Raw genomic sequence first — 25,329 nt, 5'->3', positions numbered from 1 at the left:
CCGATTGAGAATAAAACTATTTTTCCCGTGGTGATTTTAAGAAATAAAACCAATGCGTTATCAGGATGGCGGCTTAACAAAACTCAACGCGATTTCATCATTAGCCTGTATGAGGTCGCTCCAGAGAAGAAGTGAATAATCTCACTGATTATTCACTGTAAAAGCCGGTGTCCGCGGATGCCGGGCATTTTTATAGAACTGCGCGGGATCTCAATAACATGAATAATATCTCAGTAACCCCCAAAGGTGGGACCATTGCTTCTGAGCTGAGTGGAAATCAAGTTAATTTAACCGCTCCTAGTGTAGTGAAGCTGCATCTTAATCAGTCTGATATTAAGTCTTTCACACGCAATGGTAATGATTTAGTTGTCACCACAAAGTCTGGTGAAGTGGTTGTTATTCATGGTTTTTATAGCCCGAATGGCGATAGCGATCTGGTCCTGCAGGACGATCGCGGCGCGATGTGGTGGGTGGAAGATCCCGGTACAGAAGGTTTCCAGTATGTCTCTATCGACAGCACCGAAGGTCTGTTAGCGGAAAACACCACCAATGACGGCACCATTGCCGCCTTCGGTATCGGTGGTGCAGCGCTGGCCGGTATCGGCGCGCTGTTTGCTGGCTCTGGCGGCGGTGGCGGAAATGCCTCACCTGGAGATAACGGTGGCAATCCCACTAACCCGACCGATCCCGACACCACACCACCAGCCGTAGTGAGCGATGTGGTGGTTACGGACGCCGTTGGCCCCTATCAGGGCACGATCAGTGCAGGTGGCATAACCGACGACAACACGCCAACGTTAAGCGGAACCGCAGAAGCGGGTGCCATCATCCGCATCTATGACGGCAATACGCTGATCGGCTCAGTGACCGCAGGTGCCGATGGTAGCTGGAGCTTCACCACGCCTACGCTGACGGATGGCCAGCATAGCCTGAGCGTGACCGCAACCGATGCCGCTGGCAATACCAGCGCGGCGTCAAATCCCGTAGGTTTCACCGTTGATACCGTAGCGCCGGATGCCGTGGCGGGTTTGACCGTGGTGAACAACAGCGGCTCTACTGCGCAGCCGATCACCAACGGCGGTGCTACCAATGACACCACGCCACAGCTGAGCGGTACCGCAGAAGCGGGCAGCATCATCACCATTCGCGATGGCAATACGGTGCTAGGCAGCGTTACCGTCGGTAGCAATGGCGCATGGAGCTTTACCAGCCCAGCGCTGAGCCAGGGTAGCCATACGCTAAGCATCACTGCCACCGATGCGGCGGGTAATTCCAGCACGCCGACCACCATCACCTTTACCGTGGATACCCAGGCGCCTGCCGCTGCTACGGAGCTGTCACTGAGTGATAACTCCGGCAATAACTCAGGCAATGTGCCAAACGGCTCCTCCACCGATGACAATACGCCAACCCTGAGTGGGCGCGGTGAAGCAGGCGCAGTGGTGAGCGTTTATGACGGGCAAACCCTGCTCGGCACGGCGGTGGTGGGAGCAAATGGCAGCTGGAGTTTCACCACGCCAACCTTGAGCAACGGTAGCCACAGCTTAACGGTTACCTTGACTGATGCCGCCGGTAACGTCAGTCCCGCGTCGCCTGCATATGAAGTCAATGTTCAGGCCGGTATTCCGCCAGCCACCACCTCATTTGAAATCACCGATGATACCGGTAGCACGCTGGTGCAGCTTAGCAACGGTGCCAGCACCCACGACAACACGCCAACGCTGAGTGGCCTCGCCACCGCCGGGGCGCTTATCACGCTGTACAACGGTACAACCGTGCTGGGTAGCGTGGTGGCGGGCAGTGATGGTCAGTGGACCTTTACTCCAGGCACTTTGGCTGATGGTTCTTATGCTCTTCACGCCTCGGTGACTGATACCGGCGGCAACGTGACGCAAACGCCGACAATTTCCATCACTATCGATACCGTCGCCCCAGCGGCGGCTGGCGACATACAGCTGAGCGATAACGATGGCAGCACGCTGCAACCGATCGCTTCCGGTGGCGCCACCAATACCACCACGCCGGTGCTCAGCGGCACCGCCGAACCGGGCAGCACAGTGACGGTGCGCGATGGCAGCACCGTGCTGGGCACGGCAACTGTCGGCAGCAATGGCACATGGAGCTTCACCTCGCCGACGCTGACCGAAGGCAACCACAGCCTCACCACTACCGTGACCGATGCGGCGGGTAACGTTGGTCCGGCTTCCAGCCCAATCACCTTCACGGTTGATACCCAGGCGCCAACAGTTGCCAGCAATGTGGTGATCAGCGATAACGTCGGCAGCACCACCGGCCCTATCACCGCAGGCGGTACCACCGATGACAACACCCCGACCTTAACCGGTAACGGTGAGGCGAATGCCATCGTCAAAATTTATGACGGCACCACGCTGATTGGCAGCGTTACCGTGGGCACCAATGGCAGCTGGAGCTTTACCACGCCAACCCTGAGTAACGGTAGCCATTCGCTGAGTGTCACGCTGACCGACGCGGCGGGCAACGTCAGCCCGGCCTCCCCCGATGTTGAATTCACCGTCAATGCGGGCGTGCCGCCAACCACCAGTACGCTGGAGATCACCGATGACAGCGGCAGCACGCTGAAAGTGCTGCCTGAGGGTTCCAGCACGCAGGACACCACGCCAACCCTCAGCGGGCTGGCTGCGGCCAATGCGGTCGTTGAGTTGTACAATGGCACCACGCTGCTGGGCAGCACCGTCGCCGGTGCGGATGGCCAGTGGAGCTTCACGCCAGCGGCTCTGGCCGACGGCACTTACGCCTTCCACGCGGTGGCCACGGATACCAGCGGCAACGTGACCGATTCCGGCACCATCAACATCACCGTTGATACCGTGGTGCCGGATGCGGCGAGCGGGGTAGCACTCACCAATGATGCCGGCAGCATTACGCAGCCCGTCACCTCCGGCAACGCCATCAATGATGCAACGCCGGTGTTGAGCGGCAGCGCGGAAGCGGGCAGTACCGTCACGATTCTGGATGGCACCACCGTGCTGGGAACCGTGACGGTGGGCAGCGATGGCAACTGGAGTTTCACCACGCCAACGCTGGCGGAAGGCAATCACAGCCTGACCACCACGGTGACCGATGCGGCGGGCAACGTCAGCCCGGCCACGGCACCGATCGCCTTTAGTGTTGATACCGTGGCGCCAGCGGCGACCAGCGGATTGGTCGTCACGGATAACGTTGGCAGCAGCACCGGCCCGTTAACCTCCGGCACCATTACCGATGACAGCACGCCAACCCTGAGCGGCACAGCCGAAGCGGGAGCGGTGGTGCGCGTCTATGACGGCACCACGCTGCTCGGCTCAGCGACGGTTGGCAGCAACGGCAGCTGGAGCTTCACGCCAGATGCCGCGCTGACCAATGGCCAGCATAGCCTGACCACCACGGTGACCGATGCGGCGGGTAATGTCAGTCCCTCTTCGCCGGTATTTACACTCAATGTCGATGCTGGCGTACCGGCCACCAACAGCTTGCTGATTGTCAGCGACGACAGCGGCAGCACGCTGGTGGAACTGCCAAACAATTCCAGCACCAATGACACCACGCCGATTTTGAGTGGCCAGGCAAGCGAGGGCGATCTCATCACCCTGTACAACGGCACCACGATTATTGGCAGCGTGGTGGCGGGCACCGATGGGCAGTGGAACTTCACGCCAGCGGCGTTGGCTGATGGCAACTACGCGTTCCACGCCACGGCCACCAATCCAACAACCGGTGTTGAAACCGATACGCCGACCATCAACATCACCATTGATACCGTGGTGCCAACCGCGCCAGCGGATGTGGCGCTGACCAATGATGCAGGCGATCCGATTCCTGCCGGCAGCAGCACTAACGACAATGCGCCAACGCTGAGCGGAACCGGTGAAGCCGGTGGTACGGTCACCATCTCCGATGGCACCACCGTGCTCGGTACCACCACGGTGGGCAACGATGGCAACTGGAGTTACACCACGCCTCCGCTAAGCGATGGTAATCACAGCCTGACCTCAACCGTCACCGATCCGGCGGGCAATATCGGCCCAGCGTCACCGCCGGTTACCGTCACCGTCGATACCCAACCGCCAGCGGCGGCAGGCAATGTACAGTTCAGTAACGATGACGGCACGCCGATTGCCGCAGGCGGCACCACCAATGACACCACGCCAACGCTGAGCGGCACCGCCGAGCCAGGTAGCACCGTAACCGTCAGCGACGGCACCACCGAGTTGGGGACGGCGACTACCGGCAGCGATGGCAACTGGAGCTTTACGCCAACCGAACCACTGAGCGAAGGACAGCACAACCTCAGCACCACCGTCACCGATCCGGCGGGCAACGTTGGCCCAGCATCGTCGGTGGTGATCGTGATTGTCGATACCACGGCACCGGCCGTTGCCAGCGATCTGCAGCTCAGCAATGATGGCAGCGGCACGCTGGTGCCGATAGCCGATGGTGGCACCACCAATGATTTGACGCCGGTACTCAGCGGGCGCGCTGAACCGGGCAGCATCGTGACGATTCTCGACGGCACTAGCGTGCTGGGTTCGGTGGCCGTCGGCAACGATGGCAACTGGAGCTTTACGTCACCCGCGCTGGATCCGGGCGCACACAGCCTGACCACCACGGTGACCGATGCGGCGGGCAATACCGGCGCGGCGAGTACGCCACTGACCTTTACCCTTGATGTCACCACGCCGCCAGCACCCGGCGGTGTGCAGCTCAGCAACGACACCAGCGGCACGCCAGTTCCGATTAACTCAGGCGCGGCGACCAATGATGCCACGCCGGTGTTGAGTGGTACCGCAGCGGAGGGCAGCACTATTACCGTCTCTGATGGCGGCACCGTGCTGGGCTCCGTTACCGTCGGCAGCGGTGGCGAGTGGAGCTTTACAACGCCAGCCCTGAACGAGGGTAACCACAGCTTAACCGCGACGGTAACCAGTCCGGCGGGCAATACCAGCGCGCCATCAACGCCGATTGTGGTCACGGTAGATATCACACCGCCAGCCGCGGCTACGGGTCTGCAACTGAGCAATAACGACGGTGCGACGCCGCTACCGATTGCCGCAGGCGGCACCACCAATGACACCACGCCAGCCCTGAGCGGTACGGCCGAAGCGGGCAGCATCGTAACGGTACGTGATGGCACAGACATTATTGGCAGCGCCACCGTAGGCAGCGATGGCAGCTGGAGCGTTACGCCAAGCCAACCGCTGGCGGCAGGCGAGCATACGCTCACCGCCACCGTCACCGATCCGGCCGGCAACGTTGGGCCAACCTCTACGCCGATCACCGTCAACATTGATACCACGCAGCCACCGGCAGCAGGCGACGTGGCGCTCAACAATGACAATGGCGGCACGCCAGTGCCGATTACCTCCGGCGGCGCAACCAACGACACCACGCCGGTGATCAGCGGCACAGCAGCCGCAGGTAGCACCGTCACGGTGCTGGATGGCACCACGGTATTGGGCACGGTGACGGTGGGCAGCGGTGGAACCTGGAGCTTCACCACGCCAGCCCTGAGCGAAGGCGCGCATAGCCTGACCACCACCGTGACTAGCCCGGCGGGCAACGTCAGCGATCCGTCTACGGCGATCGCCTTTACGGTGGATACGCAGCCACCGGCCACCTCAACCGGGCTACAGCTGAGCAATGATGGCGGCACGACCATCGCTGCTGGCGGCATCACCAACGACAGCACTCCTATCCTGCGCGGCACCGCGGAGGCGGGCAGCACCGTCACGGTGCGTGATGGCACAACCGTATTGGGCACAGCAACCGCGGACACTGACGGCAGCTGGAGCTTCACCCCAGCAACCGCGCTGGGTGAGGGCGCGCACAGCCTGACCACCACCGTGACCGATCCGGCTGGCAACAGCAGCGGCGCTTCCACACCGATCGCCTTTACCGTGGATACCACACCGCCAGCCGCCGCCACCGATCTGCAACTCAGCAATGACAGCAGCGGCATAGCGGTACCGATTGATACCGGTGGCCGCACCAACGACACCACGCCAGTATTGAGCGGCAGCGCCGAAGCGGGCAGCGTGGTGACGGTCAGTGATAATGGCGCGGTGCTGGGTAGCACCACGGTTGGCACCGATGGCAAATGGAGCTTCACACCAACCACACCACTGGATGCGGGTGCACATAGTCTGACCACCACGGTGACCGATACGGCGGGTAACGTCGGCCCGGCATCATCGGCGGTGACGGTGACCATTGATACCGAAGCACCGCCAGCAGCCACTGACGTGGAACTCAATAACGATCAGGGCAACACGCCAGCGCCAATTGCTTCCGGCGGCGCGACCAATGACACTACGCCGGTGCTGAGTGGTAACGCGGATCCGGACAGTATCGTGGTCGTGCGCGATGGCACTACCGTGCTCGGCACGGTGATTGTCGGAAACGACGGAGCCTGGAGCTTCACCACACCGGCGCTGAGCCAGGGCGAGCATAGCCTGACGGCGACCGTCACCGATGCCGCAGGCAACAGCAGCGCACCGTCCACGGCCATCACCTTTACCGTGGATACCGAAGCGCCGTCGGCAGCCACCGGCCTGCAGCTGAGTAATGATTCAGGCGGCACCGCGGTGCCCATCGCCGTAGGCGGTTCCACCAACGACACCACGCCGGTATTGAGCGGTAGCGCCGAAGCGGGCAGCACGGTGACTATCTCTGATGGCAGCAACGTGCTGGGTTCGGTGGTGGTAGGCAGCAGCGGCAACTGGAGCTTCACTTCGACGGTGCTCGGCGAGGGTCCACATAGTCTGACCACCACGGTGACCGATCCCGCCGGTAACGTTAGCGCGCCATCGGCGGCGCTGAACTTCAGCATTGATACCACACCGCCGGCAGCACCAGACGCGCTGGAGCTGAGTAATAACAACGGCAGCACGCCGGTGGCGATTGATGGCAATAGCACCACTAACGATGCCACGCCGCTGCTCAGCGGCACCGCCGAAGCGGGCAGCACCGTCACGGTACGAGATGGCACGCAGGTGCTGGGCAGCGCGACTGTTGGCAGTAATGGCCAGTGGAGTTTCACCACGCCAACGCTGGGTGAGGGCGGCCATAGCCTGACGGCGACGGTCACCGATCCAGCCGGCAACGTGGGCCCCGCATCCAGCGCGATTGCCTTTACCGTGGATACCGTTGCGCCGGTGGCGGCGACGGGCCTTGAACTCAACAATAACAACGGCGGCACGCCGGTGCCGATTGCCAACAACGGCACCACCAACGACAGCACACCGCTGTTGAGCGGTACGGCGGAAGCCAACAGCATCGTTATCGTTTCTGATGGCACCACGGTGTTGGGCAGCGCCATCGCCAATGCGCAGGGCGACTGGAGCTTCTCACCCACCCTGACTGACGGTACGCATAATCTGAGCGTGACGGTGCGCGATGCGGCGGGGAATACCAGCCCGGCAAGCAGCGCGATTACCGTCACCGTCGATACCGTAGCACCGCCAGCCGCAATCGGACTGACGCTGACTAACGATATCGGCACGCCGGTCACTATCCCGAACGGCGGCCTCACCAATGACAACACGCCGGTGCTGAGCGGTTCGGGCCAGGCGGGCAGTATCATTACCATTGCCGATCAAAATGGCGTGCTGGGTTCCACCACGGTGGGAGCGGGCGGTACATGGAGCTTTACGCCGCAAACGGCGCTGGCGGACGGTACGCATTCCTTCAGCGTTACGGCCAGTGATGCGGCGGGTAACGTCAGCGCACCTGCCACCATTGGCGTAGTGATCGATGCCACTCCACCGGCAGTCGCGGGGAATGTTGTCGCCAGCAACGATGAGGGCACTTCACCGGTTGCCATCACCAACGGTGGCTTCACCAATGACAACACGCCGTTCCTGAGCGGTACGGCAGAAGCGGGCAGCACCATCATAATTCGTGATGGCACTGAAATCCTGGGCAGCGCTTCGGTGGGTAGCAACGGGCAGTGGAGCTTTAGTTCACCGCAGCTTGATGATGGCGAGCACAGTCTGACCACCACCGTTGTCGATGCGGCAGGTAACGCGGGTCCCGCTTCCACGGCGATCGACTTTACCGTTGATACCACCGTGCCTACGCCAGCCACGCTGGTGGTGAGTAATGACAACAGCGGTGCGCCGGTGCTGGTGCCTAACGGCGCGAGCACCAGTGACAACACACCGCTGCTGAGCGGTGCGGCAGAAGCGGGCAGTCTGGTGACCATTTACGACGGTAATGTCGTGATTGGCAGCACCACGGCGCTGGGCGACGGAAGCTGGAGCTTCAGTTCGCCAGTGTTGACGGACGGTTCGCACACGCTGACCGCGACAGTGACCGATGAAGTGGGGAATGTTAGCGCGCCTTCCGCCAGCTTTACCGTGGTGGTGGATGTTACGCCACCGCAGCCGGCTGACGATCTGCTGCTGCAGAACAACAATGGCGGCACGCCGATCACGATTGCTGACGGCGGCATCACCAACGACAGCACGCCAGCCATCAGCGGCACGGCGGAAGCCAATGCCGTGGTCAGAGTCTACGACGGCACCACGCTGGTGGGTTCGGCGATAGCGGGCAGCAATGGTACGTGGAGCATCACCACTACGGCGCTCTCGAATGCCACGCATACGTTGAACGTCACCGTGACGGATGCGGCGGGTAACGTCAGTTCCAATGCCTCGGTATCGCTGACGGTGGACACCTCAACGCCAGCGCAAGTGCTGAGCTTTGCTGTCTATAACGATGCTAATACCACGCCGGTGCAGGTCGCGAATGAAGGGGATACCAACGACAACACCCCAGTGATAAGCGGTACCGGTGTAGCGGGCACCACCATCAATGTTTACGAAGGACCTACCCTGCTCGGCACCACCACGGTGGGTGATAACGGCACATGGAGCTTCCAAACCACGACCTTGTCGGATGGCCAGCATAGCTTCACCGTGTCGGTCACTAACGCGGCGGGTACCACCGGGCCTGAAGCGACGCCGATTACCGTCTATATCGATACGTCGGTGCCGGATCCGATCACCCTCGCTGATTTGACGGTAAACGACAACGTAGGCGGCAGCACCGGCCCATTGACCAACGGCGTCACCACCGATGACAACACCCCAACCTTTAGCGGTACGGCGGAAGCGGGCAGTAGAATCTCGATTTACGATGGCACCACGCTGCTGGGTACCGTCAACGCGGTTGGCGGTAACTGGAGTTATACGCCGGGTACCGGGCTCTCTAACGGCGGGCACAGTTTCACCTTCACGGTAACCGATGCGGCGGGTAACGTCAGCGCGGTGAGCAGTCCGGCGTTTACGCTGAACATTGCCGCCGATCTGCCACCCGCCACCAGCACGCTGGTGATCACCGATGACAACGGCACCACGCCGGTTGAGTTGAGCAACGGTGCCAACAGTAATGACAGCACGCCGGTCTTAACCGGTGCCGCTGAGGAAGGGGATGTGATCACCATCCATGATGGCGCTACCGTGCTGGGCAGCGTTACCGTTGGCAACACTGGGCAGTGGAGCTTTACGCCTACGCTAGCCGATGGTGCGCACGGTATCTATGTCACGACGGTCGATTCAGTCGGTAATCCGGGAGCGACATCGCCGACGGTGAACTTCACTATCGATACCGGAGTACCGCTCGCCGCCACCAATCTGTCTGCCGCCAATAACAACGACGGCATCACAGTACCGATTGCTGACAACGGTATCACCAACGACAGCACGCCACGGCTGGCAGGACTGGCCGAAGCCAACGGTATTGTCACGGTTTATGATGGCAACACGGTGATTGGCTCTACGGTCGCGAACGCTAGCGGTGAGTGGACCTTCACCGCGCCAACCCTCAGCCAGGGTGGGCATGCGCTGAGCGTCACCGTCACCGATGCGGCGGGTAACGTTGGACCGCGCTCGGATGCGGTGAATCTCACCGTGGATACCCTTGCGCCAAACGCCTCAACGCTGGTGGTCAACAACGACGAGACCGGTGCGGTGGTGCCGAATGGCGGCGCGACCAACGACAATACGCCAACCCTGAGCGGTACGGCGGAAGTCGGCAGCGTCATTACCATTTACGATGGCACCACGCTGCTGGGCTCCGTGGCTGCCGGTGCGGGCGGTGACTGGAACTTCACCACTGCAGTACTGGGTGACGGTAGCCATGCGCTCTCCGTGCGTGTGACCGATGCAGCAGGGAATACCAGCGTCGCGTCCAGTACGGCAACGGTGATCGTTGATACTGCAGCTCCTGCAGCCGTCAGCGGTCTGGCTGCGGCTAACAACAACGGCAGCTCACCGGTGGCGATTGCCGCTGGTGGCACCACTAATGACAATACGCCAGCGCTGAGCGGTACGGCGGAAGCCGGTAGCATCGTTAAAATTTTCGATGGCGCCAACCAGATTGGTTCAGTCACTGCAGGCAGCAACGGTGCGTGGAGCTTCACCTCGCCAACGCTCGCTGATGGTCTGCATACGCTGACGGTGACGGCGACCGATGCAGCAGGCAATGTTAGCCCAGATGCCTCGATCAGCCTCACGGTGATCACGGCGGCACCAACGCCCGTCACCAATCTGCTGGTCTCTGACAACGTGGGTGCCACTACCGGTAACCTCAGCAACGGCGCTTCAACCGATGACAACACGCCAACGCTGAGCGGAACCGCCACGGCGGGCAACGTGGTGATCATCTCGGAAGGTAGCACGGTGCTGGGTTCTGCGGTTGCCGGCAGCAACGGCGCATGGAGCTTCACCACTGCCGCACTGAGTGATGGTTCGCATCCATTGAGCGTGACGGTGCGCGACGCGGCGGGCAACACCAGCACCGCGACCAACTTCACGGTCAATGTGGATACGGTGGCACCGGCCAACGCAACGCTGCTGGTCACCAACGATACCAACGGAACCACGGTGCCGAATGGTGGATCGACCAACGACAGCACGCCAACGCTGAGCGGTACGGCGGAAGCGGGCAGCCGCGTCTCGGTTTACGATGGCACAACGCTGCTGGGCACCGCGACGGCAGGAAGCGGCGGGGCATGGAGCTTCACCACCGATGTCCTGACCCAGGGCGCGCATGCGCTGAGCGTGACGGTGACCGATGCGGCCGGTAACGTCAGTGGCAGCACCGCGGCGACGGTGAATATTGATACCGTAGCGCCGGTGGCGATCACCGGGCTGGCGGCGGCCAATAACAACGGCAGCACGCCGGTAGCGATTAACGCCGGTGGCAGCACCAACGACAATACGCCAGCCCTCAGCGGTAGCGCAGAAGCGGGCAGTCTGGTGATCATCCGTGATGGCACCGCGATTATCGGTTCGGTCACCGCAGGCAGCAACGGCAGCTGGAGCTTCACTACGCCAACCCTGGCGGACGGAGCACACACCCTTAACGTTACGGCGACCGATGCAGCGGGCAACGTCAGCCCGAACGCCGCGTTCGCCCTGACGATTGATACCGTGGCACCGTCACCGGTGACTAACCTGGTGATCAACGATAACGTCGGCACGATTCAGGGACCGCTGGCTAATGGCGCGGTAACCGATGATGCCACGCCAACGTTGAGCGGCACGGCGGAAGCCATTGCAATTGTCACCATCTATGACGGCAGCACGGTGCTGGGTTCGGTGACTGCTGGAGCCGGCGGTGCCTGGACCTTCACCACCGCCACACTGAGCAACGGCGTTCATCCGCTCAGCGTAACGGTGAAAGATGCCGCGGGTAATACCAGCGCGGCTACCACGCCAGTCTCCATCACCGTAGACACGGTAGCACCGACGGCATCAACGCTGGTGATCACTAACGACGTCACCAACACCACGGTGCCGAGCGGCGGTGCCACCAACGACACCACGCCAACGCTGAGCGGCGTGGCCGAAGCGGGCAGTCGAGTCACGATTTACGATGGCGCTGCGCCGCTGGGTACGGCGATTGCCGGCAGCGACGGCAGCTGGACCTTCACGACCGGTGTACTGACCACCGGCCCGCATCCACTGAGCGTCACGGTAACGGATGCGGCGGGTAACGTTAGCGGCACCACCTCGGCCTCGGTGATTATCGATACCACGCCACCGGCGGCGGTCACCAATCTGGTGGCAGCCAACAACAACGGCAGTACGGCGGTGACCATTCCGAACAATGGCGTGACCAACGACAGTACGCCGCTGTTAACCGGTTCGGGTGAGATTGGTGCGAAGATCAGCGTTTACGACGGGACAACGCTGCTCGGCACCACCACGGTGGGCAGCAACGGTACATGGAGCTTCGTCTCCACTGCGCTGAGTAATGGCACCCATACGCTGAATGTGACGGCGACGGATGCGGCGGGCAACGTCAGCCCAACCACGTCCACCACCCTGAGCATTGACACCGTGGCACCGAATCCGGTCACCAATCTGGTGATCACCGATGATGTCGGGACGATTCAGGGACCCCTGGCCAACGGCGCCTCTACCGATGACGCCACGCCAACGCTGAGCGGCACGGCGGAAGCGAACGCCATTGTCACTGTCTACGATGGCACCACCGTTCTCGGTTCCGTGACGGCGGGCAGTACTGGCGCATGGACCTTCACTACCGCGACGCTGAGTAACGGCACCCATCCGCTCAGCGTAACGGTAACGGATGCGGCAGGTAACACCAGCGCGGCTTCGGCGACGGTCTCTATCATCGTCGATACCGTGGCGCCAGCGGCGTCAACGCTGGTGATTACCAACGACGTTACCGGCACCGTGGTGCCGAGCGGCGGCGCCACTAACGACACCACACCAACGCTGAGCGGTTCGGCAGAAGTGGGTAGCAGGGTGTCGATCTTCGATGGCAGCACGCTGTTAGGTACCGTGACCGTTGGCAGCGGCGGGACCTGGAGCTTCACCACCGCCACGCTCGCTCAGGGCACGCATCCGCTGAGCGTCACGGTGACCGATGCGGCCGGTAACGTCAGCGGCACCACCGCGGCCTCGGTGACGATCGATACCGTGGCTCCGGCGGCGGTAACCAACCTTGTCGCTGCTAACAACAACGGCAGCACGGCGATCGCTATCCCGAATAACGGCGCGACCAACGACAGCACACCGCTGTTGACCGGTAACGGCGAAGTGGGGGCAAGGATCAGCGTTTACGATGGCACCACGCTGCTCGGCACCACCACGGTAGGCAGCAACGGCAGCTGGAGCTTTATCTCTACTCCGCTGAGCAACGGCACGCATACGCTGAACGTGACGGCAACCGATGCGGCGGGCAACGTCAGCCCGAATTCCTCGACTACCTTGCGCGTTGACACGGTGGCGCCAGCGGCCAGTTCGCTCACCATCACCGACGATGCGGGCAGCACGCCAGTGACGTTGGTTAACGGTGCTTACACTCGCGATACCACGCCGGTCCTCAACGGTACGGCGGAAGTGGGGGCGATTGTCACCATCTATGATGGCACCACTGCGCTGGGTTCCGTGACGGTGGGCGCAGGAGGAACCTGGACCTACACCACCGCAGCGCTGGCGAACGGTGCGCATCCACTGAGCGTGACGGTAACTGATGCGGCGGGCAACGTGAGTACCGGCAATACGGCGGTGACCGTCAATGTCGATACGGTGCCACCGGCGGCGGTTAGCGGTCTGGCGATTAACGATGCCGGTACCACCGTCACCGGTAGCGGTGAGGTGGGCGCCATCGTCACCGTGCGTGATGCGGGCGGCAACGCCCTCGGCACGGCGACCGTCGGCACGGGCGGCACCTGGTCGGTTAGCCTGAGTACCGCGCAGACCACCGGAGCCTCGCTGTCGGTGATACAGACTGACCGCGCGGGTAACGTCTCCACCAGCAGCCCGCTGACCGGCGCGATTCGTATCGTGGCGGCCAACGATGTCAACGAAGTGGATTACACCACCCAAACCGGCACGCTGAACAATGGCACGACCAGTGTGTCGCACACCGCGCTGCTTACGGTCGGGCTCGGCAATGTGCTGCAAGCCAGCGTATTGACCAATGGTAACGCCTACCTGTTTAACGTGGGGCCGGATGACACGCGTACGGTAACGCTGAACGGTTCAATCAGCAGCGTGGGTTTGTTAACCAACTACTCATTGAATCTGTATGAGCAGCAAACTAATGGTACCTGGCTGCTAATTAACAGCACCACTAACTACCTCGGTGCCGTGTTGTCGCTGGGAACGTTGAAAGGTGCCAACGTGACCTATAACAATCTGGGTACCGGCAACTACGCGGTGATCGTCGCTTCAACCGTTAACGTCAGTCTGCTGCCAACCTCCACGATTAGCACGGTGTCAGACATCACGACGCTGGCAGTGACAGTCGCGGCAACGGTCACCGGTAACTTGCTGACCAACGACACCAGTTCGCTGGCGGGCACCATTCCTAATGGCACGGCGGTAACGGCGGTATCGGGCAACGTGGTGGCGGCGACGGGCAACACCGTGATCAACACCACTTACGGCACCCTGACCATCGATTCACACGGTAACTACACCTATGCACTCAAGGCGGGTCTTAATATCGATACCCTGCCAACGGCGGATACTTTTACTTACTCGGTAAGGGATGCGAGCGGTGCGTTGACCTCGGCCAGCCTGACGGTGAATTTGCACAATGGTGCGTCGGCGACCTCGTTGTTGGCAGCTAACAGCTTGTTTGCTGACACCACCAGCGGCGACCACGATGCCAGCGGCAGCATCTACGGTTCATCAACGGCTAGCCATACGGGAACCTTGAGTATCACTAATGAACACGGTGATATCACCACGGTTCACAGCGTGGGTACCACGGCGATTGCCGGGGACTTTGGTGTGCTGAGTATTGCCGCCAACGGTAGCTATACCTATGCGCTGAATGCCGGCGTGGATGGACAATCGCTCACCCACAAAGAGGTGTTCAGTTATACCCTGGCCGCGAATGACGGCACCATCACCAGTCAGTCGTTCACCATTGAGCTGCATCCAACCATCACAGGCACAGCGGGGGCTGACACGCTGACCGGCGGTGCCTACGACGACACCATCACCAGCGGTGCCGGCGCAGATACGTTGGTGTATCACTTACTGGCGAGCGCGGATGCCACCGGCGGTAACGGTCACGATACCTGGACCGACTTCAATGTTGCGCAAGGCGACAAAATTGATGTCAGTAACTTGCTTATCGGCTGGAATGATTCCACAAGTAATATTAATGATTTCGTGAAAGTGGACCATACTTCAGATGGCAATACGGTGCTCTCAATTGACCGTGACGGTACCGGTACGGGTTACAGCGCGACTCAACTGATTACGCTGGAAGGCGTGAACGTTTCTCTGGAGGAGCTGCTGCAACAACCGCACCAAAACCACACGGTCTAACGGCTATGTGACGCAGGGATGCAGTAAGGGCACAGGGATGTGCCCCTTTCTCTTTATTGACTGGTGGACTATCGATGGAACTGATGCACTCAGGCGCAACTTTTCGCCGTTCGTTTAAGCTCAGCGTTCTCTGTGCGGGCATGGCTTTACTTTACAGTTCTCAACTTTTAGCGGCCAGTGACGCGTTAACCAACGCGGGGCGTATTACTTCAGCAGGTTTGGCGCAACAACAGGAACTCCCTTCATTAGCCGGCGAGGTGGCTGAACCGGCCCTTGCCAACGTACCCGACTCTCTCACCATCAACCAGGCCGTGCAGCGCGCCATTCAGTGGCATCCGGATATTGCCGAAGCCGTTGGCAAGATGCTGGAACAGGCCAATCAGGTTGATGTGGCGAAAGCCAAATACTATCCGCAAATCAGTGCCGGGATGAATAACGGCTACAGTAACGCCTATAGCGAAAAGGGCTTCAGCCCATCGTTTGTGCTGTCGGTTTCGCAGATGCTGTATGACTTTGGCAAGGTCAGCAGCTCGGTGCGTTCCGCCGAAGCGGGCGTGGCGCAGGAGCAGGCCAACGTGTTGGTGAGTATTGACACCGTAGCGCACGATACCGCGGCAGCGCTGGTGGAAGTGCAGGGTTATCAGCAACTGGTGACGATTGCGCAGCAGCAGCTGGCGGCGCTGAGTAAAATTGGCGATCTGGCGCGCCAGCGGAATGAAGAGGGCGCGGCGTCACTGTCGGATGCGACGCAAACCGATGCGCGTATCGAAGGCGCGCGTACCACGTTGACGCAGTATCAGGCCAATCTTAACCGCTGGCGCGCCACGCTGGCGACCTATCTGGGCTGGCCGCTGGTGAAAAAAGTCAGCGATGATTTCCCCACCAATCTCACCAAATCCTGTCAGATGGCGAAAGCCGATGACAAGCTCAATCCAGCGGTGCTGGCGGCCTGGGCGCAGGCCAATCAGGCGCAGGCAAAACTCGATAACGCGAATGCGCAAAATATGCCCACCATCTCGCTGGAACCGCAGGTGACGCATTATCTCAACGATCACTACTCCGGCAGTGAAAGTCTGGATCGCACGCAATATTCCGCCTTTGTCAAAGTCGAGATGCCGCTCTATCAGGGCGGTGGCATCACCGCCAGCCGTGACGCGGCCGCCAATGCGCTGCGCGCCGCCAATGCGGCCGTCAACTCGGCGCGGCTCAAGGCGCGGCAGCAGCTGAGCGAATCGCAGAACGAGTCGCAAAGCCTGGCGCTCAGCCTCGCCATCATGGGTCGGCAACAGACGTTGGGTGAGAAAACCCAGTCGCTGTATCAGGATCAGTATCTGCAGCTTGGCACGCGTCCGCTGCTGGACGTGCTCAACGCCGAGCAGGAGGTGTTCCAGACCCGTTTCACGCTGCAGCAAACCATCAGCCAGTTACGCTCACTGCAGCTCGATTGCCTCTACAGCACCGGGCATATGCGGTCGGCGTTTGCCCTGAATAATCAGCGGATCCAGTCCGTGGAGATCCAGCCATGACGCAACTACAACTGCCCGATGCGCCCGATAGCGCCTCCGGGGGAAATGTGCCCCTGCACGGATGGGCCACCGCCATTATCTTGATCGCCGGTCATTATCGCTTGCCCTGTTCGCCGGGGATGATCATGGCCGCTGCGGAGTGGCAAGGCAAACAGACGCGTGACAAAGCGTTGCGCCATCTGGCGCGCCAGGCCGGTTTATCGCTGCAGCTGTATGAAGAGAATAAGTGGGAGATCACCAGCTGGCGGCTGCCGCTGGCGGTAGAGCTGGCCGATGGTCAGGTGGGCGTGATCACCCAGTTTGACGGTGACGATGAGGTGCGGGTGCACTTTGCCGGTGATGAACAGCCAGCGCCGATTGCGCTGGCAACGCTGCTACCGGAAATCCGCTTTGCCGCCGCGCTGCGGCCGGTGACGGCGGCCAAAGACAGCCGCGTTGATCGCTATCTGTCGACGGTGAAACCGGACTGGCTGCGCCGCCTGGTGCTGAACGATCTGCGTCCTTACGGCTACGTGATGCTGGGATCGTTTCTGATCAACCTGCTGGCGCTGGTCGGCATTATCTTCTCAATGCAGGTGTATGACCGGGTGATTCCGGCGCAGTCCTACCCGACGCTGTATGTGCTGTATATCGGGGTGATTATCTCGGTGGTGTTCACCTATATCCTGCGCGTCGGGCGCGATCACGTCACCGATCTGCTGGGTAAACGCGCCGACATGCGCGTCTCCGATCGCGTCTTTGGTCACGCGCTGCGGCTACGGAGCAGCGCGGTGCCGCGTTCGACCGGCACCTTCATCTCGCAGCTGCGCGAGTTGGAGTCGATCCGCGAAATGGTCACCTCCACCACGGTGACGGCGATTGTCGATATGCCATTCTTCCTGCTGTTCCTGCTGGTGATGGCAATCATCGCGCCGCAGCTGGCCTGGATTGCGCCGGTGGCGGTGCTGCTGATGATCTTGCCGGGGGTGCTGAGCCAGAAAAAACTGTCGAAGCTGGCGCAGCAAAACCTGAAAGAGTCGACGCTGCGTAACGCGGTGCTGGTGGAGAGCGTACAAGGGCTGGAGGACATCAAGCTAATGCAGGCGGAAGATCGCTTCCTGCAGCAGTGGAACAGCTACATTCGCATTACCGCCCAATCCGGCGTCGAGATGCGCAAAGTGATGCACTCGCTGATTACTTGGGGCGTGACGGTGCAAGGGTTGGTGTATGCCAGCGTGATCGTCATCGGCGCACCGATGGTGATCGACGGCGATATCACCACCGGTGCCATCGTGGCCGCGTCGCTGCTCTCTTCACGCATGATTGCGCCGATGGCGACGCTGTGCGGCGTGCTGGCGCGCTGGCAGCAGGTGAAAGCGGCGAAAGGCAGCCTCGATGCGCTGATGAACTTGCCAGTGGAAAACAGCAAGGACGAGACGCGCATTCACACGCCGGTGTTGTTTGGTCACTATCAGTTCACCGACGCCATGTTCCGTTACTACACCGATTCGATGACTATCGCGCTACGCATTAAAAGCCTGACGATTAAACCGGGCGAGCGCATTGCGGTGCTGGGGCGCAACGGTTCCGGCAAATCGACCCTGCTGCAGGCGATGTGCGGCGGCATTGATTTAGTCGGCGGCGAGCTGCGGCTGGATAACCTCAGTTTGCCGCATATCGATGTTGCCGACGTGCGACGCAACGTCGGCCTGCTGACGCAAAATGCGCGCCTGTTTCACGGTACGCTGCGTGAAAATTTGACTCTCGGCGCGGCGCACGCCACCGATGATGCCATCTTTGGCGCGCTGACCGTCAGCGGCGGGGCAGATTTTATTCGTCGTCTGCCGCTCGGTCTCGATCATCCGATTATGGAAGGTGGCACCGGGCTCTCTGGCGGTCAGCGCCAGTCGCTGCTGCTGGCGCGTATGCTGCTGCGCGATCCCAACATTATCCTGCTGGATGAGCCGACGGCGGCGCTCGACGATCACACCGAGAAGGAGTTTATCGAACGTCTTGGCCAGTGGCTGAATGGTCGCACGCTGATCGTCGCCACGCACCGCGCGGCGATCCTGGCGCTGGTGGATCGTGTGCTGGTGTTGAAAGAGGGACAGCTGGTGATGGATAGCCCGAAAGAGAACGCCTTGCCGTCGCCGCGCGCTAACGGTAGTCAACCGGAGGCGCAATCATGATCAAACAATTACCGGCAAGACTGCGGCTGGTGACCGCCGCAGAGGTGGACTCCTCCGACGATCTGCTGGGCGAGCTGCGATCCGAAACCCATTACACCGGCGCCGTGCGGCTGATTGTCATCAGCACCGCGTTGATCCTCGTCACGGTGATTTGGGCGTGGCTTGGCGTGCTGGATGAAGTCTCAACCGGCACCGGCAAAGTGATCCCCAGCTCGCGCGATCAGGTGCTGCAATCGCTGGAGGGCGGCATTTTGACCGAGCTGTATGTGCATGAAGGCGATCAGGTGCAGGCCGGACAGATTGTGGCCAAGCTTGACGCCACGCGTTCGCAATCCAACGTCGGTGAGAGTGCAGCGCGCTATCGTGCGGCGCTGGCAGCGGCGGCCCGTTTGACGGCGGAAGTGAACGATCAGCCGCTCACTTTCCCGGCGGAGCTGGATAAGTTTCCCGAGCTGGAGGCCTCAGAAACCCGGCTGTACAAAACCCGCCGCGCTCAGCTCTCCGATGCCACCGCGCAGTTTAAAGAGTCGCTGGCGTTGGCCAACCGCGAACTGGCGATTACGCAGCGCCTGGCGAAAACCGGCGCGGCCAGTAGCGTGGAGGTGCTGCGTTTGCAGCGTGATAAATCGGATCTGGAGCTGAAGCTTACTGACATGCGCTCGCAATATTACGTGCAGGCGCGCGAAGAGCTGGCGAAGGCCAACGCCGAAGCCGACAGCATGGCGCAGGTGGTGAAAGGGCGTGAAGACACGGTAACGCGTTTAACCATCCGTTCACCGATGCGCGGCATTGTGAAAAACATCAAAGTCTCCACCGTCGGCGGCGTGGTGCCACCGAATGGTGAGCTGATGAACATCGTGCCAATGAACGATCGCCTGCTGATAGAAGCGCGCCTGTCGCCGCGTGATATCGCCTTTATTCATCCCGGCCAGCGCGCGGTGGTGAAGATCTCCGCCTATGACTACGCCATTTATGGCGGCCTCAACGGCGTGGTGGAGAGCATTTCGCCGGATACCATTCAGGATGAGGTCAAACCGGAGATCTACTATTACCGCGTGTTTATCCGTACCGATAACGACTACGTACAGAATAAAGCCGGTAAGCGCTTCTCCATCAGTCCTGGGATGGTTTCTACCGTGGATATCAAAACCGGCGAGAAGACGGTGATGGATTATCTGATTAAACCGTTTAATAAAGGCAAAGAGGCGATGCGCGAACGCTGATTTTTGCTGCCCGATTGCAGGGCGCTGCAATCTTCGCGATAATCGCGCCCATCATCCCTTCCTCGTCGGGCCTAACGACGCGGAGGGGATTTTTTTCATCTATACCCTAAATACTTCATGCTCTAGGTGCGTTGGCTGCTCTCGTTCACCCGAATCACTTACTCAAGTAAGCTCATCGGGATTCGCTCGTTTGCCGCCTTCCTACAGCATGAATTATTTAGGGTATACCTTATTAGGCTAATGACGGATTAAAGAGGACGATTTATGTATAACACCCTGGGCAATCAGTACGATAACTCCCTGGTTTCTAACGCTTTCGGTTTCATGCGCTTCCCGCTGAACTTCCAACCTTACGACAGCGATGCGGAGTGGGTGATTACCGGTGTTCCTTTCGATGCGGCGACATCAGGCCGTCCGGGCAGCCGTTTAGGGCCGGGCGCGATTCGTCAGATTTCCACTAATCTGGCGTGGGAAGGCTGTCGCTGGCCGTGGGATTTCGATCTGCGTCAGCGTCTGAACGTCGTCGATTGTGGCGATCTGGTGTATGCCTTCGGCGATTCACAGGATCTGTCGGACAAACTGCAGGCGCACGCCGAGAAGCTGCTGGCGAACGGTAAACGCATGCTGACCTTCGGCGGCGACCACTACGTGACGCTGCCGCTGCTGCGCGCGCACGCTAAGCACTTCGGTAAAATGGCGCTGGTGCACTTCGATGCGCATACCGATACCTACTCTAACGGTCCAACCTTCGACCACGGCACCATGTTCTTCACCGCGCCGAAAGAAGGTTTGATCGATCCGCAGCATTCGGTGCAGATCGGTATTCGTACCGAGTTCGACAAGAGCCTTGGCTTCAACGTGCTGGATGCGGCGCAAGTCAACGATCGCAGCGTCGACGATATACTGGCGGAAGTGAAGCGCACCGTCGGCGATCTGCCGGTGTATCTGACCTTTGATATCGATTGCCTTGATCCTGCCCATGCGCCGGGCACTGGCACGCCAGTGATTGGCGGCCTGAGCAGCGATAAAGCCACCAAGCTGATTCGCGGTTTGCAGGGCATGAATATCGTTGGTATGGATCTGGTGGAAGTGGCGCCGGGTTACGACCACGCCGATCTCACTTCGCTGGCGGCGGCCACACTGGCGCTGGATATGCTGCACGTTCAGGCGGCGAATAAAGGTTAATCCTTGCGCCTGCGGCTACACTTAGTGGCGGTTAATTAATCTGCGGAGGCTTTTATGGGCTTGCTAGACGATTTAGTGGGATCGCTGGGCAATGGCAACAGCGCAAGTGGACAGGGCAATCAGCTCCAGCAGCTGATGGCTATCTGGAACTGGGTGCAGGAGCAGGGCGGTGTGGAAGTGCTGCTGCAGAAGTTTCAACAGGGCGGACTGGGGCAGGTGCTGAATACCTGGATCGGCAGCGGCGATAACCAGTCGATTGGCGGCGGCGATATTCAAAATGCACTTGAGCCTGGGCAGCTCCAGTCGCTGGCGGACAAGTTAGGCACCGATGTGAATGGCGCATCCGGTACGTTGGCGGCGTTGCTGCCGCAGGTGATTGATAAGTTATCGCCGCAGGGCCACATCGATACGTCCAGCACGCAGGATTTGGGTGCGATGGTGGACGGCATATTTAAGCGTTAAAGCTGCTACGTTCCCTCACCCCAACCCTCTCCCGCGCGCGGGAGAGGGAGCCGATCCAGCTAATTTCACCCTTCTAACTATTCCCTCTCCCGTTTGCGGGAGAGGGCTAGGGTGAGGGGAATTTTACTTCCCGTCTGCGGCAATACGTTCGCGGATATGCTGCGCGCGTGCTTCAGAATCCGGGTGAGAATCAAACATCGAACTCTGGCGCCCCTGTTCCAGTTTTGCCAACTTCTCAAAGCTTGTCGCCAGGCCCATTGGATTCACGCCGCGTTTTTTCAGCAGATCGTAAGAGTAATCATCGGCCTGTGACTCCTGGGTTTGCGAGAACTGTGCATTGACCAGCTTCTCGCCCATTTCACCCAACTGCGATTGTGACAGCGAGCCAATCACGCCGCCTACCGATGCCGCCGCAGTGCGTGTCGCCGTGGTGGTCAGCGCGACCTGCATAGCTTTACGTGTGTGACCCAGCGCAACGTGGCCCATTTCATGGCCGAGCACGCCTTCCACTTCGTTATCGGTCATCATATCCATCAGCCCGCTATACACGCGGATGCAACCATTGGCCATCGCCCAGGCGTTGACGTCTTTGGTTTGATACACCTTGTAGTTGGCGGGTACGCCGTTGATATTGTCGCCGAGCGCGGCAGCGATTTTATTCAACCGCTGCTGATATTCACTGTTGGCGGGCGCAAGCTGGTTGTCTTTATCCATCTGCGCACAGGATTGGTCGCTCAACTCCTTCACTTGTGAATCGTTCAGCGCATAGGCTTGATAAGCCTGCGCGCCAGATTGCAGCAGCGCGTTGTTGTCGAATCCTTCGCAGCCGCTCAGCAGCGAAGCCAGGCCCAGAGCAACAATCGTGGCTCTCATTTTCATATCCGCATCCTTTAGGTAACAAGGTAAAGAAAACAAACACCTGAAACCGTGGCAGGTGTTTAAACGCATTGGTTATAGCTCGCAACTTATTCAATGGCTAGCAGACAAGGCCGGAAATGCAACCGTTTACCCGCTATTTAGCACCCCGATGCATGTACTTTTGCCCTGATTTTCATGTACATTGATGTGCGACTTTTTTCTCGCTTCGCCTTATAACTGATTAATTACAATAAGTTAAGCGTGGCGGAGCATTAATCCGACCTGGAGTAGAAGATGCCCTCTCGTAAAGAGCTTGCCAACGCCATTCGCGCGTTAAGTATGGATGCAGTACAGAAAGCCAATTCGGGACATCCGGGTGCCCCGATGGGCATGGCGGACATCGCCGAAGTACTGTGGCGAGACTTCCTGAACCATAACCCTACTAACCCGCTGTGGGCAGATCGCGACCGCTTTGTGCTGTCGAACGGTCACGGCTCAATGCTGATTTACAGCCTGCTGCACCTCACCGGCTACGATCTGCCAATGAGCGAGCTGCAGAACTTCCGTCAGCTGCACTCCAAAACTCCAGGCCACCCGGAATACGGCTACACCGCAGGCGTGGAAACCACCACCGGCCCGCTGGGCCAGGGCATCGCTAACGCCGTTGGCTTCGCCATTGCCGAGCGCACGCTGGCGGCGCAGTTCAACCGTCCGGGCCATGACATCGTAGACCATAACACCTACGTGTTTATGGGCGACGGCTGCATGATGGAAGGTATCTCACACGAAGTGTGCTCCATCGCCGGCACCCTGAAGCTGGGCAAACTGGTCGCCTTCTATGACGACAACGGCATCTCCATCGACGGTCACGTCGACGGCTGGTTCACCGACGACACCGCCAAACGTTTCGAAGCCTACGGCTGGCACGTGGTGCGCGGCGTGGACGGTCACGATGCGGACGCCATCAGGAAAGCCGTTGAAGAAGCCAAAGCGGTTTCCGACAAGCCTTCGCTGCTGATGTGCAAAACCGTGATTGGCTTCGGCTCGCCGAACAAAGCCGGCACGCACGACTCGCACGGCGCGCCGCTGGGTGCCGATGAAATCGCGCTGACCCGCAAATCACTGAATTGGAACCACGGTCCGTTTGAAATCCCTTCAGACATCTACGCGCAGTGGGACGCCAAAGAAGCCGGCCAGGCGAAGGAGTCCGCGTGGGACAAAAAGTTTGCCGCCTACGCCGCCGCGCACCCGGAGCTGGCTGCCGAGTTTACACGTCGCGTGAACAACGAATTGCCGGCTAACTGGGCCAGCGAGTCGCAGACGTTTATCGAGCAGCTGCAGGCCAATCCGGCGAAAATCGCCAGCCGTAAAGCCTCGCAGAACGCCATCGAAGCCTTCGGTAAAATCCTGCCGGAATATCTGGGCGGCTCGGCTGACCTGGCGCCAAGCAACCTCACCATGTGGTCCGGCTCGAAGCCGATCAACGAAGACGCAGCGGGCAACTACATTCACTACGGCGTGCGCGAGTTCGGTATGACCGCGATCGCCAACGGCCTGGCGCTGCACGGCGGCTTCCTGCCGTACACCGCGACGTTCCTGATGTTCGTCGAGTACGCGCGCAACGCCGCCCGTATGGCCGCGCTGATGAAAATCCGTCAGATCATGGTCTACACCCACGACTCGATTGGCCTGGGTGAAGATGGCCCGACGCACCAGCCGGTTGAGCAGATGGCCAGCCTGCGCGTGACGCCAAACATGAGCCTGTGGCGCCCGTGCGACCAGGTTGAGTCGGCGGTGGCATGGAAGTACGCCATCGAGCGCGTTGACGGCCCGTCGGCGCTGATCTTCTCGCGTCAGAACCTGGCGCAGCAGGATCGTAGCGCTGAGCAGCTGGCTAACGTGGCGCGCGGCGGTTACGTGCTGAAGGACAGCAACGGCACGCCGGAGCTGATCCTGATCGCCACCGGTTCGGAAGTGGAGCTGGCGGTAGCGGCGTTTGACCAGCTGACGGCGGAAGGCCGCAAGGTGCGCGTGGTCTCCATGCCATCCACCGACGCGTTCGACAAGCAGGATGCGGCGTACCGTGAATCGGTGCTGCCGAAAGCGGTGGCGGCGCGCGTAGCGATCGAAGCGGGTATCGCGGACTACTGGTTCAAATACACCGGCCTGAACGGCGCGATCGTCGGCATGACCACCTTCGGTGAGTCGGCGCCAGCGGATCAGCTGTTTAAAGCGTTTGGCTTCACCGTTGAGAACGTGGTTAAAACGGCGAAATCCATTCTGTAATAGGCGGTCGCCATGAATGGCGACCTTACAGGGCAGCTCAATTGAGCTGCCCTCGTTTTATCCGCTTTGTAACTTAAGGGTGAAACGGTTCAATTATTCCTGCAGTAATAATCCCTCAGCGTAAAATTTGTGACGCAGATCCAATATTCCGCCACTCAATTGATCGCAATCATTCCCGTTATTCCGCGCATGCATTACTCTAGCTGAACCGTTTCAGTTGTAAGCGAAAGACTGCATCTGGCCAGTGCTGACGGACAATAATTCCCTGTACAAAACGGTG

At 60.1% G+C, this 25,329-nt stretch carries 8 protein-coding genes; 7 read left to right on the top strand and 1 reads right to left on the bottom strand.

Annotated features, from left to right (window positions below):
- Positions 1-218: 218 nt before the first annotated feature.
- The 6 genes from PMI17_RS15145 to PMI17_RS15120 all read left to right on the top strand — a co-directional run bounded on the left by PMI17_RS15145 (position 219) and on the right by PMI17_RS15120 (position 21,905).
- Complete coding sequence (locus tag PMI17_RS15145; protein ID WP_007890309.1) at positions 219-15,341, top strand: Ig-like domain-containing protein; 15,123 nt, start codon at positions 219-221, stop codon at positions 15,339-15,341.
- A gap of 74 nt (positions 15,342-15,415) precedes the next feature.
- Positions 15,416-16,867, top strand: a complete 1,452-nt coding sequence (locus PMI17_RS15140) for a TolC family outer membrane protein (RefSeq protein WP_007890308.1) — start codon at positions 15,416-15,418, stop codon at positions 16,865-16,867.
- A complete protein-coding gene (locus tag PMI17_RS15135; protein WP_007890307.1) occupies positions 16,864-19,035 on the top strand; it encodes a type I secretion system permease/ATPase in 2,172 nt (723 codons plus the stop codon). The genes PMI17_RS15140 and PMI17_RS15135 overlap by 4 nt, the downstream gene beginning before the upstream one ends.
- Positions 19,032-20,258 (top strand): HlyD family type I secretion periplasmic adaptor subunit, encoded by a 1,227-nt coding sequence (locus tag PMI17_RS15130; protein WP_007890306.1) that lies wholly within the window; start codon positions 19,032-19,034, stop codon positions 20,256-20,258. Before PMI17_RS15135 ends, PMI17_RS15130 begins: the two co-directional genes overlap by 4 nt.
- Positions 20,259-20,522: 264 nt before the next feature.
- The gene (gene speB / locus PMI17_RS15125; RefSeq protein ID WP_007890305.1) at positions 20,523-21,443 is read left to right on the top strand and encodes an agmatinase; all 921 of its coding nucleotides are present in this window, start codon (positions 20,523-20,525) and stop codon (positions 21,441-21,443) included.
- A gap of 54 nt (positions 21,444-21,497) precedes the next feature.
- The gene (locus PMI17_RS15120; RefSeq protein ID WP_007890304.1) at positions 21,498-21,905 is read left to right on the top strand and encodes a YidB family protein; all 408 of its coding nucleotides are present in this window, start codon (positions 21,498-21,500) and stop codon (positions 21,903-21,905) included.
- A 123-nt stretch (positions 21,906-22,028) separates the two neighbouring features.
- Here the strand turns inward: PMI17_RS15120 and PMI17_RS15115 are convergent, their stop codons facing one another.
- Complete coding sequence (locus tag PMI17_RS15115; protein WP_007890303.1) at positions 22,029-22,784, bottom strand: M48 family metallopeptidase; 756 nt, start codon at positions 22,782-22,784, stop codon at positions 22,029-22,031.
- 273 nt (positions 22,785-23,057) lie between these two features.
- Here PMI17_RS15115 and tkt point away from each other — a divergent pair, with 273 nt between their 5' ends.
- On the top strand, positions 23,058-25,049 hold the full coding sequence (gene tkt, locus PMI17_RS15110; protein WP_007890302.1) for a transketolase: 1,992 nt from the start codon (positions 23,058-23,060) through the stop codon (positions 25,047-25,049).
- Positions 25,050-25,329 lie beyond the last annotated feature (280 nt).

This window comes from Pantoea sp. GM01 (assembly GCF_000282675.1).
GTDB classification, from domain to species: Bacteria; Pseudomonadota; Gammaproteobacteria; order Enterobacterales; family Enterobacteriaceae; genus Pantoea; species Pantoea nemavictus.
Note: the sequence above shows the minus strand (reverse complement) of the source record. Positions and strands in the feature narration are given on the sequence as shown.